This window comes from Collinsella aerofaciens, from assembly GCF_902501475.1.
Taxonomy (GTDB): Bacteria; Actinomycetota; Coriobacteriia; order Coriobacteriales; family Coriobacteriaceae; genus Collinsella; species Collinsella aerofaciens_AL.
In genome coordinates, this window is the sequence record NZ_CABWIF010000013.1 from 16192 (window position 1) to 36251 (window position 20060).

16 protein-coding genes and 1 tRNA gene are annotated in these 20060 nt (G+C 60.8%); 16 read left to right on the top strand and 1 reads right to left on the bottom strand.

Going from position 1 to position 20060, the window contains the following annotated elements; all coding sequences use genetic code 11:
* Positions 1-4 precede the first annotated feature (4 nt).
* The 14 genes from GDJ93_RS04105 (at position 5) to GDJ93_RS04170 (ending at position 17967) form a co-directional block, all read left to right on the top strand.
* Positions 5-421 carry an FHA domain-containing protein gene (locus tag GDJ93_RS04105; RefSeq protein ID WP_006235180.1) on the top strand — a complete coding sequence of 139 codons (417 nt, stop codon included), beginning with the start codon at positions 5-7 and terminating at the stop codon, positions 419-421.
* Entirely contained in the window at positions 418-2217 is a 1800-nt protein-coding gene (locus tag GDJ93_RS04110) for a Stp1/IreP family PP2C-type Ser/Thr phosphatase (RefSeq protein ID WP_152067842.1), read from the top strand. Before GDJ93_RS04105 ends, GDJ93_RS04110 begins: the two co-directional genes overlap by 4 nt.
* A gap of 16 nt (positions 2218-2233) precedes the next feature.
* Positions 2234-5104 carry an FtsW/RodA/SpoVE family cell cycle protein gene (locus tag GDJ93_RS04115; RefSeq protein WP_152067843.1) on the top strand — a complete coding sequence of 957 codons (2871 nt, stop codon included), beginning with the start codon at positions 2234-2236 and terminating at the stop codon, positions 5102-5104.
* Positions 5105-5236: 132 nt separating this feature from the next.
* The gene (gene pknB, locus GDJ93_RS04120; RefSeq protein WP_152067844.1) at positions 5237-7198 is read left to right on the top strand and encodes a Stk1 family PASTA domain-containing Ser/Thr kinase; all 1962 of its coding nucleotides are present in this window, start codon (positions 5237-5239) and stop codon (positions 7196-7198) included.
* Positions 7199-7974: 776 nt separating this feature from the next.
* The gene (locus GDJ93_RS04125; RefSeq protein ID WP_152067845.1) at positions 7975-9081 is read left to right on the top strand and encodes a tyrosine-type recombinase/integrase; all 1107 of its coding nucleotides are present in this window, start codon (positions 7975-7977) and stop codon (positions 9079-9081) included.
* Between the two features lie 122 nt (positions 9082-9203).
* Positions 9204-9935, top strand: coding sequence for a hypothetical protein (locus tag GDJ93_RS04130; protein WP_152067846.1), 732 nt, complete (start codon positions 9204-9206; stop codon positions 9933-9935).
* A 76-nt stretch (positions 9936-10011) separates the two neighbouring features.
* Positions 10012-10254: a hypothetical protein gene (locus GDJ93_RS04135; RefSeq protein ID WP_006235186.1), complete on the top strand. Its 243-nt coding sequence runs from the start codon at positions 10012-10014 to the stop codon at positions 10252-10254.
* Positions 10254-11150 (top strand): DnaB-like helicase C-terminal domain-containing protein, encoded by an 897-nt coding sequence (locus tag GDJ93_RS04140; RefSeq protein ID WP_152067847.1) that lies wholly within the window; start codon positions 10254-10256, stop codon positions 11148-11150. The genes GDJ93_RS04135 and GDJ93_RS04140 overlap by 1 nt, the downstream gene beginning before the upstream one ends.
* A gap of 3 nt (positions 11151-11153) precedes the next feature.
* The gene (locus tag GDJ93_RS04145; RefSeq protein WP_152067848.1) at positions 11154-11498 is read left to right on the top strand and encodes a plasmid mobilization protein; all 345 of its coding nucleotides are present in this window, start codon (positions 11154-11156) and stop codon (positions 11496-11498) included.
* Between the two features lie 2 nt (positions 11499-11500).
* A complete protein-coding gene (locus tag GDJ93_RS04150) occupies positions 11501-13417 on the top strand; it encodes a type IV secretory system conjugative DNA transfer family protein (RefSeq protein ID WP_193221444.1) in 1917 nt (638 codons plus the stop codon).
* Between the two features lie 9 nt (positions 13418-13426).
* Entirely contained in the window at positions 13427-14365 is a 939-nt protein-coding gene (locus GDJ93_RS04155; protein ID WP_152067850.1) for a relaxase/mobilization nuclease domain-containing protein, read from the top strand.
* A 599-nt stretch (positions 14366-14964) separates the two neighbouring features.
* Positions 14965-16890 (top strand): HsdM family class I SAM-dependent methyltransferase, encoded by a 1926-nt coding sequence (locus tag GDJ93_RS04160; RefSeq protein ID WP_152067851.1) that lies wholly within the window; start codon positions 14965-14967, stop codon positions 16888-16890.
* On the top strand, positions 16874-17428 hold the full coding sequence (locus GDJ93_RS04165; RefSeq protein WP_193221445.1) for a restriction endonuclease subunit S: 555 nt from the start codon (positions 16874-16876) through the stop codon (positions 17426-17428). Before GDJ93_RS04160 ends, GDJ93_RS04165 begins: the two co-directional genes overlap by 17 nt.
* Positions 17429-17454: 26 nt before the next feature.
* Positions 17455-17967, top strand: a complete 513-nt coding sequence (locus GDJ93_RS04170; RefSeq protein ID WP_226812453.1) for a restriction endonuclease subunit S — start codon at positions 17455-17457, stop codon at positions 17965-17967.
* Positions 17968-18299: 332 nt separating this feature from the next.
* Here the strand turns inward: GDJ93_RS04170 and GDJ93_RS04175 are convergent.
* Positions 18300-18375: transfer RNA gene (locus GDJ93_RS04175), tRNA-Arg, on the bottom strand.
* Between the two features lie 278 nt (positions 18376-18653).
* On the opposite strand from GDJ93_RS04175, the gene GDJ93_RS04180 reads away from it, so the two are divergent.
* A complete protein-coding gene (locus tag GDJ93_RS04180) occupies positions 18654-19880 on the top strand; it encodes an IS3 family transposase (RefSeq protein ID WP_152067854.1) in 1227 nt (408 codons plus the stop codon).
* Between the two features lie 22 nt (positions 19881-19902).
* On the top strand, positions 19903-20060 hold a 158-nt coding region (locus tag GDJ93_RS10275), incomplete at its 3' end, for a transposase (RefSeq protein WP_226812454.1).

Sequence of the window (20060 nt, forward strand, 5' to 3'; positions counted from 1 at the left end):
GCTTATGAACATCGATATCGTCCTTTTTGCAGGCCGCATCGTCCTGGTCGCCCTGCTCTATATCTTCCTGTTCGCCGTCATGAAGACCGGCGTGGGACTTGTGCGCGGGCAGCGCCGCGACTCGGCTATCTGGACGATTGATGTGGACAAGGGTCCGCGCGGTATCCGCGGCATCCACGTAGACATGCTCGGCCCCGTCATCGTCGGTCGCTCGCCATCTTCGGACATCTGCATCAACGAACCGTTCGTTTCGGCCTCGCACGCGCGCTTTTCGCTGCAGGGCCCGGCGCTCATCATCGAGGACCTCAACTCGCTTAACGGCACGCTCGTCAACGGCCGCCAGCTCGTGGAGCCCGCGACGCTGCGTGAGGGCGACGAAGTCCAGATTGGCGACGTGGTCATGAAGGTGAACCGTCGATGATCGACGAGGAGAACAAGTCCGCAACCATGACCGAGGCACCGGCTGCCGCCGCAGCTGCACCGGCCCACGCCGCTCCGGCGGGCTCCGCACCCGTGGAACCCGAGGACACCGTGTTCTCCCTGCCTCTTTCGCATGTAACGCATGATATTTCGGATCTCGCCGATAACGAGGACGAAGAGGATGCCGTAGCGGCGCCCATCGGCGCACATGCTGCGGAACAGCCCACAGCGCCCGAAGCAACCCCGGCGCCGGCTCACTTTGCAGAGCCCGTCGCCGCGGCAATCAACGAGAGCGCTGCGGTGTTTGCGGCACCCGAGCCCGCCGCGCCGGCGTTTCCCATAGCCCCGGCATCCGAGGTTGCGCCCGCGCCTACGCCGGCGCCCGAGCCTATAGACGTCAGCCCGCAAGACGACGAGTCGACCGCCCGCGTGTCCGAGGAGTCCGACTCCCCGGACACCGGCGATTCCGAATCAAACGCCGAGACCGACACCGTCTCTCCCGGTGACACAGCCGAAATCGACGTTGCCGCCGTTGAGGCCAAGCTCAAAGACCCCGGCTCGACCATGAGCTTTGAGCCCCTGACCGAGGAGCGCATCGAGACCGACTCGACCTATGATGCCGGCACCACCACGCAACTCATGTGGGGCGCCCGCTCCGACGTTGGCTGTGTGCGCCCGCACAATGAGGATTCCTACCTGGTGCAGTCGCCGCTCTTTTGCGTATGCGACGGCATGGGCGGTCACGCCGCCGGCGAGGTAGCCTCTTCTATCGCTGTCGAGACTATAGCCAAGACGGCCCCACAGTCCGCCGACGCAGCACGCCTGGCCGCAGCCGTCGAGGCAGCCAACGCCGCCGTAATCGAGGCCGCCTTGAACGGCCTGGGCAAGCCCGGCATGGGCTGCACAGCCACCTGCGCCTATATCGAAAACGACACGCTCGCCATCGCCCACGTGGGCGACTCGCGCGCCTACCTGCTCCACGAGGGCACGCTCATCCGCGTGACCCGCGACCACTCCTACGTGGAGGAGCTCGTGGACGCCGGCGAGATCACGGCAGACGAGGCTCGCGTCCACCCCAACCGTTCGGTCATCACCCGTGCGCTGGGCTCGGACCCCGCCATGTATGCCGACCACTTCACTCTGCATATCGAGGAAGGCGACCGCCTGATCCTGTGCTCCGACGGCCTTTCGAGCATGATTCCCGACAGCGATATCGAGAACATCGCCACGCAGTCCTCAACCGCGCAAATCTGCGTCGACAACCTAGTGGACGCGGCGCTTGCCGCCGGCGGCCACGACAACGTGACCGTAGTAGTCGTTGACCTGGTTGACGATGGCGTTATGCGCGAGGCGCAACGCGTGCGTCGCCGCAACATTACCATCGCCGCCATCCTGGCCCTCGTCTTTGTGCTGGCAGCTGGCATCTGGGCCTACACGGGTGTCACCGGCTCGTACTACCTGGGTACCCACCAGGGCAATGTCGCCGTCTGGCGCGGCCTGCCCGGCAAGCCGCTCGGACTCAAGCTCCACTGGCTCGAAAGCGAAACCAGCATTAAGCTGTCCGACCTGCCCGAAGACACGCAAAACCGCCTCAAGGCGGGCATTCCGCAAACAAGTGTCGACGATGCGCAGGACACGATATCCAAGTACCGCCACCAGATCGACGAGGAGCAGACCCGCCAGGTGATCGACGCGCAAACGATTCGCGACAACACCAATCAGGGATCGACCTCCGAATCAGATTCCGAGAAAACCGCCGAACAGTCCGCCGAGGCCGAAGCCTCCGATAAGAATTAGAAAGGGAGTGCCGCTTATGAGTCGCCGCAACACCGAGCTGCTCTTGCTCATCGCCTCGGCGTTCCCCGTCATCCTGCTGTATGCGATGTACGTCCTCACCGCGGGCGCTGCCATCTCCTTTGAGACGCTCGCCGTACCGATCGGCCTCTTTGCCGCCTTTGCCGCGGCCCACATTGCCGTGCGCATCTTGGCGCCCGGTGCCGACCCCGCCATCCTGCCCATCGTATTTATACTTTCGGGCATCGGCATCACGTTCGTGACGCGTCTCGCCCCCGCTCTCGCCATCTCACAGCTCATCATCCTGTTTGTCTCGGTGGCGCTCATGGTGGGAACGCTTGCACTAGTCAAAAACCTCGACGTGGTCATGCGCTACAAGTACACCTTTGGCATCATCGGCATCATTCTGCTGATGCTGCCTATCTTTATCGGCACCACGATCTCGGGCTCCAAGCTGTGGATTCGCATCGCGGGCTTTACCATCCAGCCCGGCGAGTTCGCCAAGGTCTTTATCGTGCTGTTCCTGGCCGGGTACCTGGCCGAGAACCGCGAGCTGCTCTCCATCTCCAACCGCAAGATCTTGGGCTTTAAGATCCCTCGCCTGCGACTGCTACTGCCGTTGTTTGCCGTGTGGGGTGTGTGCCTGCTCGTCGTCGTCTTCGAACGCGACCTGGGTTCGGCCGTGCTGTTCTACACCATCTTCTTGCTGATGCTCTACGTTGCCACGGGGCGCTTTTCGTATGTCGTTATCGGCCTTGCGCTCTTAGCCGTTGGAGCCGTGGGCGCCTACAAGTTCCTGTCGCACGTTCAGGTGCGTTTCCAGGTTTGGGTCGATCCGTTTAAGGACGCCCAGGGCCAGGGCTATCAGATTGTCCAGTCGCTCTTCTCGCTTGCCGACGGCGGTCTGGTCGGCGTTGGCATCGGCAACGGGATGGCCAACAACATCCCCGTCGTCGAGTCCGACTTTATCTTCTCGGCCATCGGCGAGGAGATGGGTCTTTTGGGCGGCGGCGCCGTGCTCATCCTGTTTATGCTCTTTGCCGTGCGTGGCCTCACCACAGCTGCCCGCGCTAAATCCGACCTCGCCGCCTTTAGCGCCACCGGTCTTACGGCAGCCATCAGCTTCCAGGCCTTTTTGATCGTGGGCGGCGTCACCCGCCTGATCCCGCTGACCGGCGTCACTCTGCCCTTTATGAGCCAGGGCGGCTCCTCGCTGCTGGCGAGCTTTATCATCGTCGCGCTCCTGCTGCGCGCCGGTGACGAGGCTACCGGACGCGAGGCCGAGCTTACCGGCACCGGCACCATGGCCGCCATCACCGATGATCAGGTCGCATCTGCCGCCGCCCCGACGGGCACGCGCTTTGCCACCTCGTCTTCCTACGGCAGCGGCAGCCATTCCGTCGGCTCGCGCATGCGACGTCGCCTGCTCGACACGCCTGAATCCGGTGTACTCGGCCGCGTGGCGCTCGCCAACCGTCTAACCCGTGCGGTGCTCGCCTTTACGGCGCTGTTCGCCATCCTTATCGGCAACCTCACCTATGTCCAGGTCATTAAGGCCAAGGACTATCAGGACATGCCGACCAACAACCACACCATCGCCCGCTCCAAGTACATCCAGCGCGGTTCCATCATCACGTCCGACGGCGTGACGCTGGCCGAGTCGCTGCAACAGGAGGACGGCACCTACGTACGCTCCTACCCCAACGGTAACCTGGCAGCGCACGTGGTTGGCTACGTGAGCCAGCAGTATGGCACCACCGCCATCGAGAGCGTCATGAACGACACGCTCACCGGTTCTAAGGACTACTCCAGCTGGAACAACGCCATCGCGTCGCTCGCGGGCCAGACCCAGCCGGGCAACACCGCCAAGCTCACCATCGACTCGCGCATCCAGACGGCGGCCGAGCAGGCACTCAAGGGCTTTAAGGGCGCTGTAGTGGTCATCGACCCGCGTACCGGCGCGGTGCTCGCATGTGCCAGCTCGCCCACCTACGACAACACCAACATCGATGCCCTGCTGCAGACGGGCGGCGGCGAGGACGGCTCCATGTACAATCGCGCCATGGACGCGCTGTACACGCCGGGCTCAACGTTTAAGGTCGTTACGCTTTCCGCGGCACTCGAGACCGGTACCGCCAGCCTTACCAGCACCTACCAGGCGCCCGGCTCCATGGACATCGGCAACGCACCGGTCACCAACTATGCCAACGAGAGCTACGGCACCATCAGCCTGCAGCAGGCCTTTGCCGTGTCCTCCAACGTCGTCTTTGGCCAGGTGGCAAACGAAGTTGGCGCAAACACGCTCGTGCAGTTTGCCAACGCCTTTGGCTACGGCCAAAAGCTCGGCCAGGACCTGACCTCCGCGGCCTCCATCATGGCCGACCCGTCGCTCATGACCGAGTGGGAGACCGCCTGGGCCGGCGCCGGCCAGCCTGTCGGCATGGACCATACGCCCGGCCCGCAGACCACCGTCATGCAAAACGCCGTGATTGCCGCCGCCATCGCTAACAGCGGCGTGGTCATGGACCCGTACTTTGTAGCCCAGGTACTCGCCCCGGACGGAACCGTGGTCAAGACCACGCAGTCCCGCTCGCTGGGCCAGGCCGTCAGCTCCGCCACGGCCGACCAGGTCAAGCAGGCCATGCTTGCCGTCGTCCAGTCCGGCACCGGCACCGATGCCCAGATCCCAGGCGTCAAGGTCGCCGGCAAGACCGGCTCGGCCGAGACCGGCGGCACCAACGTCAACTCAATGTTCGTTGGCTTTGCACCTTACGATTCACCCACGGTCGCCATCTCGGTGGCCTTGGAGGATTTCGACAAGCATGACGTCAAGGCCGCTAAGATCGCCGGTATCGTCCTGACCGCGGCGCTTGCCGCACAGGGAGCGTGATGCCCATGATCGAATCGGACACCCGAGGCGCGCCGCGGCCGAAGAGTTAGCGGCAACGCGCCACACGGCCCCAGCGGCCACATCATAGGTACTACACACATCGTTGAGCGAATAGTTATGTTAGGAGCAGGAATGGAACAGAGGGTCCTCGGGGGAAGATACCTCCTCAAGGATAAGGTGGGGACAGGCGGCATGGCGACCGTCTACCGTGCACAGGACCAGGTCCTCGACCGCACGGTTGCCGTCAAGATCATGCTGCCGCAGTATGCTGGCGACGCAACCTTCGCCGCACGCTTTAAGCAGGAGGCCCAGGCAGCAGCCGGTCTCTCCTCCCCCTATATCGTGGGCGTCTACGATTGGGGCAAGGACGGCGACACCTATTACATCGTCATGGAGTACCTGCGCGGTACCGACCTTAAGAGCGGCATCAAGAGCCACGGCGCCCTCGACCCCAAGAAGGTCGCCCAGATCGGCTCGCAGATCAGCTCCGCACTTTCGGTCGCCCACAAGCACGAGATCATCCACCGCGACATTAAGCCGCAGAACATCATGGTGCTGCCCGACGGCAACATCAAGGTGATGGACTTTGGCATCGCGCGCGCCAAGAACAGCCATCTCACGCAAGACAACAACGTGCTGGGAACCGCCCACTACGTCAGCCCCGAGCAGACCCGTGGTCAGGACCTCGGCCCCACCTCGGATATCTACTCGCTGGGCGTCGTGATGTATGAGTGCGCCACCGGCCGCGTTCCCTTTGACGGTGACGACGCTATCTCGGTCGCACTCAAGCAGGTCAACGAGCTGCCTATTCCGCCGAGCCAGATCAACTCCGGTGTCGACGCCGACCTTGAGCGCATCATCCTCAAGTGCATGGAGAAGGACCCCGCAAACCGCTTCCAGACCGCCGACGAGCTGCGTCAGGTGCTCAACAGCTACCTGTCGGGCCGTGCCGTCAACGTCTCGGAGCCCACGCGCATCATCGGTGCCCCCGGTGAGTTGGGCGCCACCAAGACTCGCGAGCTTTCCGATCAGACGCGCGCCATGGTGCGTCCCGTCTCGGGCGTGAGCGGCCAGAATACCGCCCGTAGCTCGGTTTCGGGCTCCACCGGCTCCTACGAGGTCGAAGAGCCCAAATCCAACAAGAACAAGATCATCGCCGCCGTGGTGGCAGCCGTTGCCGTCATCGGCATCGTGGTGGCCTTTGCCACAGGACTCTTTGGCGGCGAGCAGGTCACCGTGCCCGACGTGCTGGGCAAGGACCAGCAGACTGCCTTCGAGCTGATCAAGGAAGCCGGCCTCGAGGTCGGCACCATCGACCAAAGCTACAACGACGATGTCGACGAGGGCAAGGTCGCCGAGCAGACGCCCAACGGCAACACCAAGAAGGCCAAGGGCACCAAGGTGAACCTGGTAATCTCCAAGGGCCCCAAGCCCTCCGAGAAGGTTGAGGTTCCCCAGCTTGTCGGCCTGACCAAGGACCAGGCAGAAGCCGCGCTGGCAAGCGTTGGCCTGAAGGGCAACGCCTCCGAGGAGGCCAACGAGGCCGATGAGGGCCAGGTCTTTGAGCAGGGCACCGGAGCCGGTAAGGAAGTCGCGAAGGGCACGGCCATCTCGTACAAGGTCTCGAGCGGCCCGGATACCACGTCCGTCCCCGACCTGACCGACATGACCGAGGCCCAGGCGCGCAACGCCCTCGATATGGCAGGCTTTGGCGTCGACGTGAGCTACCAGGAGAACGACTCGGTTACCGAGGGCACCGTGATCAGCTGGAACCCCAGCGGCAAGCAGAAGCCCGGCGCCACGATTACCGTCGTCATTGCCAAGAAGTCCGGCAAGGCCACCGTCCCGGGCAACCTGTACGGCAAGAGCATTTCCGCCGCCGTTACCGCGCTCAACAACGCCGGTTTCTATAACATTGGCTTCTGTGACCAGAACGGCAATCCCGTGAGCGGTAACGAGGATGCCACCGTTACGGGCGTCTCCCCCACCGGCAAGCAGTCCACCGACAGCACGATCACGCTAACAGTCGCACTTTCTGGCTCGGGTTCGGGCTCTGGCTCGGGCACGGGTGACGATTCCGGTACGACCAACTAGTCGCCACCCCACCGCTCATCACGGCTCTCGCCGCAAACATATTCGCTCACAGGCGCCCGCTTGCTCCCCCAGCAAGCGGGCGCTTTCTTTAGCTGAAGCAGCGAATACTCCGGCATGCCTTAAACCAGAAGAGCCCGGCACCGTAGCGGTACCGGGCTCGATATTTCTCTGGTGCCCCCGGGCGGATTCGAAAACTCCCCCGCGGGGAAATGAGTGACGCGGGTGTCGACGGCTCGAATCCTGCCCTTAGACCAGAAGAGCCCGGCATCGTAGCGGTACCGGGCTCGATATTTCTCTGGTGCCCCCGGGCGGATTCGAACCGTCGACACCCGCTTTAGGAGGTCATGAGCTCTTACCCTACCTGCGGTTTTTCATTTTCATCAATATCTCTGTTTCCGCAGGTAATTTAGCTATTCTGCCGTTTTTGCTCTTCTTGATTAGTTTTCTATTTCACCCTTTTTACACCCCTTCACCCCTTCATTTTGACTTGCAGGGGTGAAATTTTTGGGTTAGCCTCGGGGGCGAGGCCCTCAAAGCCCCGCCCCCGAGGCTAACCCAACGCACCACCCCTGGAGACCCATGGAAACCAGAATCAAACCCACAGCCAAAGGCACTTCCGAACCGATCAAGGGAAAACCCGGTTCCTTTCGCATCTACTTCTCTCTCTCGGTCGCGACCCCGAATCCGGCAAGAACGGGAAACGAGTCAGATACCTAAAGACGCCCAAGAGAACCATCCATTGCAAGAGCAAAAACCCGAAGAACTGGCCCGGTGAGGTGGCGAATGCGCTCGATGCCTACCGGAAGGAGCTGGAGACCTATGAACCGGCTAGCGACATGCCGACCACTGTTTCCGGATACGCTGAGGATTTCCATCGGCTCCGAGAAAGCTCCTTCGGCTTCCCTCTTTCTTTCCAAAGAGAGGAATATGACGTGCGCCATATACGCGAGCTGTTCGGCGACATGCCCCTCGGCGCACTGAGGCCCGACGAGATCAAACGGGCGTATGCTGAAGCGATCTCAACCGGAAGATTCACAGAGGCCGAGATTCGTCGTATCCACGTCAAGCTCAAACAGGTCATGCAGGACGCACTGGAGAATGAGCTAATCGGGCGCAACCCATGCATCAGCATCAAACTCCCAAAGCCAGACCTTAGAGTGCGTAACTTCCTCTCACCCGACGAACTGCCCCAATTCACCAAATGCCTGCTATCCGAACCCATGGGGCCGATGACCGTCTGCACCATGCTCATATTCCACCTAGGACTCAGGAAAGGCGAGGCCCTGGGGCTCTGTTGGGAAGACTACGACCCCGAGGCGATGGAGATCCGAATCATCCGCCAGTACACCAATGACAAAACGCTCAGGGCACCAAAATCGGAAATGAGCAGGCGAATCCTGTCTATAGACTCTTCGCTGGCCGCGTATCTAAACGACTGGAAGATGCGGCAGCGCAGTTTATTCGAGCAACGCGGGCTAAGACAGAGAAACTCTGACCCCCTCGTTCACGCCTTCAGCACGCATAAGGACGAAAACGGCAACCTTCACGTCAGCATCACCCGACCCGATGGACACAACTATTCACGCTGGTTCAGGGATTTCTGCGTCGACAACGGCTATGGCGAGTACGCCAACGTGACAAGCCAGTTCAAGCGCAACGGCAAACTGCACACACGAGGCACCGGATACTCAGGGCTCGTCCCCCATGGCCTGAGGCACACGGCAGCAACGGCCCTTGTTGCGAGCAACGTCGACTTAAAGACCGTTCAAGCGAGAATGGGCCATGCGTCCGCAAGCACAACCGCAAACTTCTACACCCATGCAATCAGGGCAAATGACCGAAACGCAGCTGAGGTATTTGAATCGCTTTCATCTAAGAATTAGCTATTTCAACTGGATACTTCACTATTCCTCCATATCGTGGGCTATTAGTGACATTCGCATGGGCCATATCGACTGAACGGTGATACATTATTCGCAAGTTGAATGGAAGGAGGTGAGTATAAGTGGCGTTGGCAAAGAAGGCTGAGAAGCGAATTCGCATTCCCGAGAATCTCAGGGCCCCCTTCGCACAGATGGTTTCGGACGAGGCTTACCTGCGGGCAACTGACGAATCGAAAACCATCATCGGACTCGTCTTCGAGAAGGTGCTTCCCGCGTCCGCGTTCGCGAGGGACAGAATGCTCAACGTCTACAGCGGTGATAGCCTGTTCACGAGTGTGTCGGACGTATTGCGTTCGAACGTCACCGGCGCAATCGGCACCGTCGCCGAAGCGGACTATAAGCCCATAATCGAGTTCGGAGCGAGGCTCATTCACGAGAGGAGCTGCGGCACTGCGCTCTACACCGGTGCAATGGACATACCGCACCTTCGACGTTGCTTCGAGTCTGTTCTCGACTACATGGAACACGAGACCCGGAGCGACCCCTCGAATCCCCTTCTCGACTACGAGACGTCCCGTGCAGTCAAGTACGGACGCTCGCTGATGGACGAGTGCTCGACGGAGTTCAATCGAGCGCCCGTAGCAGCCCTCGTTCGCTTCGCAGTTGAGTACTTCGACGAGATTGGATGCCTGAACGCAACATGCGCCTATCTCGCCGATGCTTTTTCCGCGCTTGAAGAGAGCGTCACCATCTCGGCTAACAAGTGCGGCAACAAGCACGTACCACCGGACACCCCGGAGCTGCGCCGCAAATGGAGCGACCTTCTGGAGACGGTCTGCTCCGACTGGCAATAGAAAACGGCACCCGACTCCCCTCTCTTAGTCGCCAAACCTCGAAGAGGAGCCGAGCGCCCCAAACAAGGAGTTTATCATGCATCTTGCAGATGACCCCAAGACCGACGCCATCTCCGCAGGCATCAACCTGCGCCATGTCGGCACCAAGCGCATCATGAGCCGCCTGGACGTTCAGATCCTCACCGGCATCGGACAATCCAGCGCCATCAAGCTCATGAAGTCCACCCACCACTGCTTTAGCATCGCCAACCAGTACTTCGTCATGGAAGAGGACCTGTTCGACTACTTCCACAAGCTGGCAGAGGGGGCGAGCGAGTAATGCAGCGCCCGAACGCCAATCCCCTCGTCTTCGAGCTGGATGTGCTCGACGAGCACGTCCACGCCCTTCAGGAAGACAAGCCCATCGCCTCCTTCGGGCTCAACGCACTCAACAGCATCCTCGGCGGTGTCTACCCCGGGCTCAACTACGCAATCGGGACCGCCCCGGGCAAGGGCAAGACAACACTGGCACTCCAGGAGGCCGACAAGCTCGCGGCAGACGGGCACCCGGTAATCTACGTTTCCGCCGAGCTTCCCGCGCACAAACTGATCGAGAAGAGCCTGGCGCGTCTCAGCGACGGCAAAGTCGCGTTGTCCGAGGTCTCCAGCTGCGCGACCCAGGATCACCCTAAGCACGCGACTTTCGAGGCTGCACTCGACAAATATCGCACCCAGATCGCCCCCAATCTCTGCATCACCGGCCCGCTCAACACCGTGGAGCTCTCCAACCTCGTCGGACTGGTAACACGCGAGCGCGGCGAGGTCCCCATCGTCTTCATTGACTACCTCCAGCTCCTCGCCTGCGGCGTCACGGCGGACCAGCAGTTCATCGACGAGCGATTGGCTATCACAGCATGCGTGAAGGGCCTCCGCGAAATCTCGAACCTCTATGGCTCTCCCGTCATCGCACTGAGCTCGACCACTCGCAAGTCCTACGATTCCGGGAAGTCGGTCAGGCCCAACCTCGCCATGTTCGGTGGTTCCTCCGCTGTCGAGTACGGCTTTGACTCGGTGCTCTACCTCGCCGATGACAATGACAAGCCCGAGTGGCCCTACGAGTCTCCCGCAACCGGCACGCCCCTCAAGCTCGTCACCCTCAAGAACCGCTACGGCACGCTGGGCGAGTCCCGACTCGACTTCGACGGTGCGCGCGCCACCTTCCACGACAGGGGCTAGCCCATGCGTGGCAAAGCCAAGACCGCGCATATAAACGTCCGCATGACCGAGGAGGAGCGTGCCGCCATCATGGCGCGCTCCTCCTCTTTTGGTATGGCCCCATCGACGTTCATGCGCGAAGCCGCCCTTAGTATCGGGGAGAAGCCCGTCAGGATCGCCGACGAGACGACGCTGCGGCAGATCCTCCACCAGATGAAGAAGCAGGGCGGAAACCTCAACCAGGCCATTCGTGCCGCAAACGCCTATGGCGTGGATACGCAGACGGCCCAACAGCTCGCGGAGACCGTCCGCCTGGTATCGAGCACGGCCTCGCAGCTATCGAACCTCATCTCCAAGAATCGAGAATGATCATGAAAACCAAGGTGCCCACAGCACTCATTTCATCCCTTCTCCTGGCGATCCTCGCATGCCCCGTCCTCGCCGTCCCCGTCGACGGCTTCATCGCCGGGACGCCGTTAGGCGCGGCTGCGATTCCGTCGTCGTTCGGCGTGGATACCGTCCTCGGCTGGTGGCTCACGGGTGCGTTCACCGCTTGCCCGCTCGGAACCCTGCTGACCTTCCTCCTCGCCTTTTGCATCTGCGCTCTCATCGCCTACTCGACCGCCCTCAACGCGAGGGCCGAGGACGGCGGCGTGCTCGGCGACGCCCACGTCAAGACGGGTCGCGAGGTCGTGAAGGGGTCCATGACCTGGGACGGCTCGACGATTCCATCGTCGCGCGGGTTCGTCTACGGTTTCACCAAATATCGCGGCAAACCCTGCTATCTCTACGAGCCGAAGAAGATGATTTTCGTATCAGGGGCCACTGGGTCAGGTAAGTCACGCTTCCTCTACCTCCCCTCAATCGACCTGCTCAGCTACGGCGACGCCTCCAACGGCTCCGAGCCCGCGACCCTCGTCGTCTCCGACGTGAAGAACGAACTCATAGAGCTCACGGGCGACGAGCTTGCCCGTCGCGGCTACCGCGTCCTGCTGCTCGACACGCAGCACCCCTATAGGGGACAGAGGTTCAACCCCCTCAAACAGGTGCTCGACCTCCATGCCGAGGAGCGCGACCAGGAGGCTGAGCAGGCAGCGGACGCCATCGCGGAACTCGTGGTGCAGGACGACGAGAGGGGCAAGGGTTCGCACTGGACGGCATCGGCCAGGGGCCTGCTCTCGGCCCTGGTCCTGCTGGTCTCCATGTCCGACGAGTGTCCCGAGGAATCAAAGCACCTCGCGACCGTCTGCGAGGTCCTGGACCGCGGTACCGAGGCAGAGGGCGACGACCCATCCGAGCCCCTGAAAGCCGTCTTCCGCTCGTTGCCAAGCGGACACCCCGCCAAGGGAAGGGCGTCCCAGTTCATATCCTCCGGCGGCAACGAGCTCAGGAGCATACTCTCGACGCTCAAGGTCGCCCTGCGCCCGTTCTCCTCCGCCCCGATCGCCTGGATGACCTCCGGCTCCGACATCGACCCGCACACGGTACTCACGGAGAAGAGCGCCGTCTTCCTCCACGTGCTCGACGAGGGCTCACCCTACAACTGCATCGCGGCGATATTCCTCTCGCAGCTCTGGGCTTCGGTCCAGGCGGTCGCGGACGTGAACGGCGGCAGGCTCCCCCGCCCCGTGCAGATACTCGGCGACGAGTGGGGCAACCTCCCCCGCGTCGAGTGCCTGCCCGCCCTCCTCAGTCTGGCGCGCAGCTACGGCGCGTTCTGGGTCGGCGCGACACAGGGCGTATCCCAGCTCAATAAGTATGGCGAGAGAGACGGCCGCAGGAAGATCCTCGCGAACTGCGGTGTGAAGATCGCCATGAAGCTCGCAGAGGAGGAGGATCGCCGGTACTTCACCGAGCTCATCGGCAAGACCACGCGCCACACGCAGGGCACGAGCAGCGGCAGGGCCGCGTCAGGCACGTCCTCCTCGACGTCCTACAGCGAGAGCGCAGACGACGTGATACACCCCTGGGAGTGGCGCGACATGGCCCCGGACCGGGACGGGATCATCGTCGTGAAGCACGCGGACAACGGTATGCCCGCATGTCGAGCCGGCGTCTTTCGCTCCCCCGTCACCGACTGCACCAACACGCCCACAAGGGAGCACTTCGACCTCGGGACCCCCGAGCACGAGGCGGAGAGGCGTCGCACGTACCAGCGGCGGCTCGATGCCTCCGCCACCGAGAAGATGCGCGAGGAGGCCCCCACCTGGTGCCCCGAATGGCCCGATCCCGAGAAGGGGACCGGGGACGCGGGCGACGGCAAGTTCAGTGGGCTCTCGCTCGATTAGGAGGCGACCATGACGGCGATAAAGCAGACGAGCGTCTGCAGTGAGAAGCACCTCGCGAGACTCAGGGATTACCTCTCCTGGGACCGCGACAAGGCGCTCGCCCACGGCACGCAGAACATCATCGACGATGACCGCTGGTTTCAGGAGATGGCAGACACGAGGGCGGCCATGGGTCACGACAGGCCCGGCAAGGCCGGTGCCAAGTGTACCTACATGCAGCACCAGATACTCGGGTTCCTCCCAGACGAGTGCGACCTCAACGGCGGGAAGATGACGCCGGAGCTGTGCATGCGCTATGCGAGGGAGTACGTGGCCGAGCGCTACCCCAACCAGGAAGTCGTGATGGTGCTGCACCGCGAGCGCTGCCGCGCGGACGCCACCGACCGCTACGCCGTGCACCTCGGCATCAACCGCAGTGATCTGGAAACCGGCCGAAGGCTCGACGAGGGCCCCGCCCGAAAGGCGGCGGCATCACGCGTGAAGACCGTCCGTACCCTGGACGAAAGGTACGGCCTCAGGCAGCTTGAGCGCGGCAAGGCCAACTCGCGCGTCCACGCGAGGCAACCCGGCAGGGCCGAGCGCGACATGGCCCGAAAGGGGCAGGCCGAGCGCTCGGAGAACGCCCGCGTCCGCGTCGCGGTCGCCCGCCGGATCGAGGAGGTCGGGCGCATGCGCGACTGTCCCGACCGGATGGGCGAGCTTGAGCGGCGGCTCAGGCGGGACGGCATCGAGCTCGCCAAGTCCAAGGGTGGGAGCCTCCAGTACCGCTTCCCCTCGAAGTCGCTCGGGGCCGTGAGGAAGGTCAACGGCGGAAGGCTCGGTTTCGCCGTCGACCGCTCGACCGGCATCACTGTCCGCTTCACGCTGCGCGGGATAGCGACGGCGATGCGGGCGTTCTGGGAGCTTGAGCGAAAGGCGTTGGAGAACCAGAACGGGCGCGACGACTGAGCGCTTGGGGCCGGGACGCAACAGGCGTCCCGGCCCCTTCTTTTGCCCTTCGGTGAGAGCGACCTCGGAGCGGTTCGCCGTCCCGCCGCAGGCGGGCAAGATGATTCCGTGCAACGGAATCCATATCTTGCCTGCACGGAGCGAGCCGGTTGCTGAGGCAACGCGAGCCCGGGCAGGTGAGCGCCGGTTGAGCCGACGCCGAGGAGACGCGACCCATGGGGAGCGTCGCACGACGGCGCTCGGCGACCCGGCGCGAGAGGCCCCGCCCGGCGACCACGGCGGAGCGATGGCGACTTCTGGAAGCCATCGAGCGAAGCCGTTCGGCGGGTGGGGCCGGCGTGAGCGTAGGCGGACGAAACGCGACCCTGGGGAGCGTTGCCAGGGAGCCGCAGCGAGAGCGACGCTGTGCGTCGCGGGGGTCCCGCCCATAAGCGGGACCCATCGGCCTCAAGGCCGATCGCTACGCGACAACCTCGAATCTCTACCGTTCGATAATTCCGATTGGAAGTAGTTTTCCTTTGCTCTATAGCCGGAGGTTAAACTGTTGGATATCTTTGTCGCGATTCAATTCGCACCAGCTCGTTATCAAAGGATTTCACATGGCCAGGAAAGAAGCCGCACTCGACCTTTGGGTTGCCGACAGGCTCACCGAGTGTGATATTGAGTTCACATCACAGGGGAGCAGCATCAAAGAAATCGACAACGCCCTCAAGGACGCATCCAAGCGCGGAACGGGAAACGCTGGCTATCCTGAATACGTTTCGAAAATTGGCCGCTTTGTTCTTGTCATCGAAGATAAGGCGAGCCAAAGCCGACATGAAAAGCTAACAGATTCTGGCATCCTTGACATGAGCACCGAGGCCGTTACCGATTATGCCGTCAACGGTGCCTATCACTACGCCTCGCACATCGCAAAGAAGAGCCCTTTCACTGAGGTCTTCGCCGTTGGTGTTTCAGGGGACTCCAAGCATCACACCATATCTCCCGTGTTCGTGAATGACCGAGAAGGCTACAAGAGGCTCCCAGACCTCGAATCGTTCACTTGGCTCTCACCGAGCAACATCGTTGAATACTACACACGGTATGTTCTTGACGAACCAACCGACGTCGAGAAGACCACCGAACAAATTCTCAAGGATGCGGCAGAGCTCCACGAATATCTTCGCACCTACGGCTCCATCAAGGACCAAGATAAGGCCCTCGTAGTGGCTGGCATCCTTCTCGCTTTGGATGAAATCGAATACGGCGGGTTCTCAATCGACTCCCTTACCGGCGACCAGACCGAGGGCATGCGCGACGGCGATAAGCTGATGAACGCCATTCGGGGAAGACTCACACGTTCCAACGTCGGACCAGATGTCAAGAAAAACAAGCTGCTTGCTGAGTTCGGCATCATACAGACAAGTTTCCGCCTGAACGAGGTCAACGATACCCTCGGGATGACCCCGTTGCACTATTACACGAACTTTCTTAACGAACACGTTTTCAAGAGCATCAAGTACCAGCAGACTTCAGAGGACTTCATAGGCCGCTTTTACGGCGAGTTTATGAGCTATTCCGGCGGGGATGGCCAAACGCTCGGCATCGTGCTCACACCAAAGCATATCTGCGACCTTATGTGTGAGCTCGTAGATGTTAAGCCCTCGGATACGGTGCTTGACCCAACATGCGGAACGGCGGGATTTCTCATCGCCGCCATGCATCGCATGCTTTCTTCTGCAACCAGCGAGCAGCAACGCAAAGACATTAAGAAAAAGCGCCTTCACGGCATCGAGCTCCAAAGCAATATGTTTGCAGTCGCGGCTGCAAACATGATTCTTAGGCGAGACGGAAACAGTAACCTCGAATGCTGCGATTTCCTCAAGCAAAACCCTGCCCAGATACAGCTCAAAGGGGCAACGGTCGGGCTGATGAATCCTCCATACAGCCAAGGAACCAAAGCGGATCCAAGCCAATACGAGCTATCTTTTGTGGAACGTCTTCTCGACTCTCTCACAATAGGTGCGAGAGCGGCGGTCATCGTTCCGCAATCATCCATGACCGGAAAAAGCAAAGCCGAGAAGGAGTTCAAGGTCTCCATCCTCAAGCATCACACCCTCGAAGGCGTTATTACGTGCAACACCGATACATTCTATGGGGTCGGAACGAATCCCGTCATAGCCGTGTTCACCGCCGGCGAGCCACATGACCCTGAAAAGGAATGCCGTTTCATCGACTTTAGGGATGATGGTTATGAGGTAAGGGCGCACGTCGGCCTGGTCGAAGGCGACTCTGCAAAGGACAGAAAGCAGCATCTTCTTGACGTTTGGAACGGCCGCGAAGACGCCCCATCGAAATTCTGCGTCAGCTCGACCGTCAAGCCAGATGACGAGTGGCTGCACAGCTTCTATTACTTCAACGATGAGATACCTACCGAAGAGGATTTCGAGAAGGCAATAGCCGATTATCTAACATTCCAGCTAGACATGGTTTCTCATGGTCGTAGCTATCTCTTCGAGGAGGGCCCCGATGCTCGATTTGAATAACAGGGATTGGGCACCCTTTAAAATCTCGGATTTATTTCAACCGGCTCGCGGCACCGAAAAAAACATGACCTCTCTTCAGGTCGGAGACGTTCCACTTATTTCCGCTCGGAACTGCGACAACGGCGTAAAGGCTTTTGTCTCTATCCCAAATGAAAGACTTCATCGTGGCCACGCCATCACTCTAAACAACGACGGCGATGGCGGAGCGGGTCTCGCATACTACCAACCAATGGAATTCGCTCTCGACACCCACGTAACGGACTTAAGGCCAAGAGACTCAATCGGAAACCTCTCAAGATATGCCATGCAATTCGTGGCCGCATCCATTTCTAAACAGCGAACGCTATTCGGCCACGGAAGGTCGATCAGCCTAAAACGGCTCAATTTGCTACGAGTAATGCTTCCCATCGATGAGTCCAGCAATCCCGATTGGCAGTTCATGGAGGATTACATCCGTGAGCGAGAAGCCATTCAAGTCCAGCGCTGCCGCGAATTCCTGATAAAGCGCATCGTCTCCATCGAGAGAGAGAGAGAGTAAATAACCCCGAGATCGACCACTCCTCACTGCACGAAAGAGATTGGAAATCGTACTCAATCAGCCAAATATTCGACATTCGTTCCGGGAGGCGCTTGGAATCTCGTAACCGAAAGTATGGAAGACGACCGTTTATTGGGGCGCTTGACAATAGCAACGGGATTGCCGGTTTTACGGCTGATAAGAATTCGTCGCTCGACAACAATGTCCTTGGCGTGAACTATAACGGTAATGGCGTCTGCCTTGGGTTCTACCACCCCTATGAGTGCATTTTCTCCGATGACGTTAAACGCTTTCACGTCAAGAACAACAAGGGCAACGAGTTTATCTACCTCTTCCTAAAAGTCGCCATCCAGCAGCAAAAGAGCAAGTTTGGCTATCTGTACAAGTTCAATGCTACAAGGATGGCACGCCAGACAATTATGCTTCCCTCTGTAAACGGTGGCGAGCCAGACTTCACTTTCATGGAATTATTTGGAATGTCAATTACTCTCCAGCTGCTTCTGAAGCAACTGGCCTACTTAGAAAAAATGCCTGCCTAGCAGAAGGGCGAGTTTTCAACGGTCCTCGGTGTCGGAGGGTCCCAAGCGTAACCCGGAGACACCGGGGGCTGTTGGAAACTCGCCCTTCTCGCAGCAACGTCACCCTAGGTTTTCAACGCTTTCCATAGGCGGAGGGCTTCTTATAAGCCCGCAGACTGTGGAAAGGGTTGAAAACCGGATATTTGGGCGAAATATCGGAGTGAAATATGTAGGCGAGCTGTTTTCCTCATAGAACTTTCTTTCACCCCTTTTTCACCCCTCTATCGTCTATTTAGGCCTATCTATACAGAAGCAGGTCAGACGATTTATACCGTCTGACCTGCAATTTCTTCTGGTGCCCCCGGTGCGATTCGAACGCACGACACCCGCTTTAGGAGAGCGGTGCTCTATCCCCTGAGCTACGGAGGCATGTTGTACTAGTGTAGCAGATTTACGCCGTTGTAATACAGCGTATAGCCACTCTTCGAAGTTGCGGTGGAACAGCCCTCCGGAAAGTGTGTCCCACTATCCAGGCAAATTCTGGGTCAAACTTTCCCAATGGGACCTCGCTGGAAACTGTGTCCCAGAATTTCGGCTCGAAACGGGACACGGTTTCCCAAACGACCCCGTTCCGGAAACTACATCCCGGAATCGGCGCGGGACTGCGGACAAAAAGTTGGACCGTTGAGGTCCGGAACGGAGTCCGCATGGCATACAGTAGGAGAATGGTGGAGAGGGCCAGGGCGCTTCGCGGCGCCGGGCTCACCGTCATGGAGATAACCGAGATACTCGGCGGGCCCGGCAAGACGTCCGTCTGGCGCTGGATCAGGGACGTGCGCAAGCCCGCGGGAAGGGCCGGTGGAGGAATGAACCTGCCGCGACTCGTCGGGGACGGCCCCGACTACCCCGACATCGACCCGGAGGACAAGGACGCCCTGATCGAGCGGCTCAGGCTCGAGAACGCGGTGCTGAGGGCGGTGCAGGACGTTTTAAAAGCCGAGAGCCTCGACGGGATGTCGAACAGGGAGAAGACCCTGGTGATAGACCGCCTGAGGCCTGCGGGGAAGTGGTCCTTGAGAGAACTCACCGGCTTCTTGAGGATATCGAGGAGCTCCTATGACTACCAGCGCCGCGCGATCGCCAGGCCGGACCGCCTGGCGCCGCTGAGGGACGTCGTGCGGCGGGTGTTCCTGGAGGACGGCGACGGCGCGCGCGGCTACCGGTTCGTGGTGCGCAGGCTCCGCGAGCTCGACGACCCCGTGCGCGTCTCCGAGAAGGTCGTCCGGCGCATCATGCGCGAGGAGGGGCTCGTCCCGAGGTGGATGAGGAGGAGGGCCGGCGCCTACAGCTCCTACGGCGGCGAGGTGACCCCCGCCCCGCCGAACCTCGTGCGCCGCGACTTCCGCTCGGCCCTGCCGAACTTCCTGTGGCTCACCGACATAACCGAGTTCAGGCTGCCGACGGGCCGCAAGGTTTACCTGTCCGCCATCAGGGACTGCTTCGACTCCTCGGTCGTCGCCTGGCGGGCGGGCGAGCACCCGGACGCCGACCTCGCGAACTCGACGCTGTCGGACGCGTGCTCCCGGCTGGCGCCCGGCGAGCGCCCCGTGATCCACTCCGACCGCGGCGTGCACTACCGCTGGCCGGGCTGGATATCGATATGCGAGCGGAACGGCCTGGTCAGGAGCATGTCGGCCAAGGGCTGCAGCCCGGACAACGCCGCGATGGAGGGCTTCTTCGGCCTGCTCAAGAAGGAGTTCTTCCACGGGAGGGACTGGTCCGGCTGGTCGCCCGGGGAGTTCATCGAGGCCCTCGGCGCGTGGATAGGGCGCTTCAACTCCGAGCGGGCAAGCGACGCGCTCGGTGGCGCGACGCCGGACGACTACCGGTCGTCGCTGGGGGATTGGAGTGGGTATGATGAATTGGACACCTAGTTAAGAGCGAAAGGTGTTCAAGATGACCCAAAGAAGAAAGCGATACGACAGGCAGTTCAAGGTCTCGGCGGCAAAGGTGGTCCTGTCCGGGGAAATGACGGTCAAAGGCCTATCGGAGGAACTCGGCATAAAGGATTCGACGCTGAGAAGATGGGCCCGCGAATACGAGGAGATGGGAGA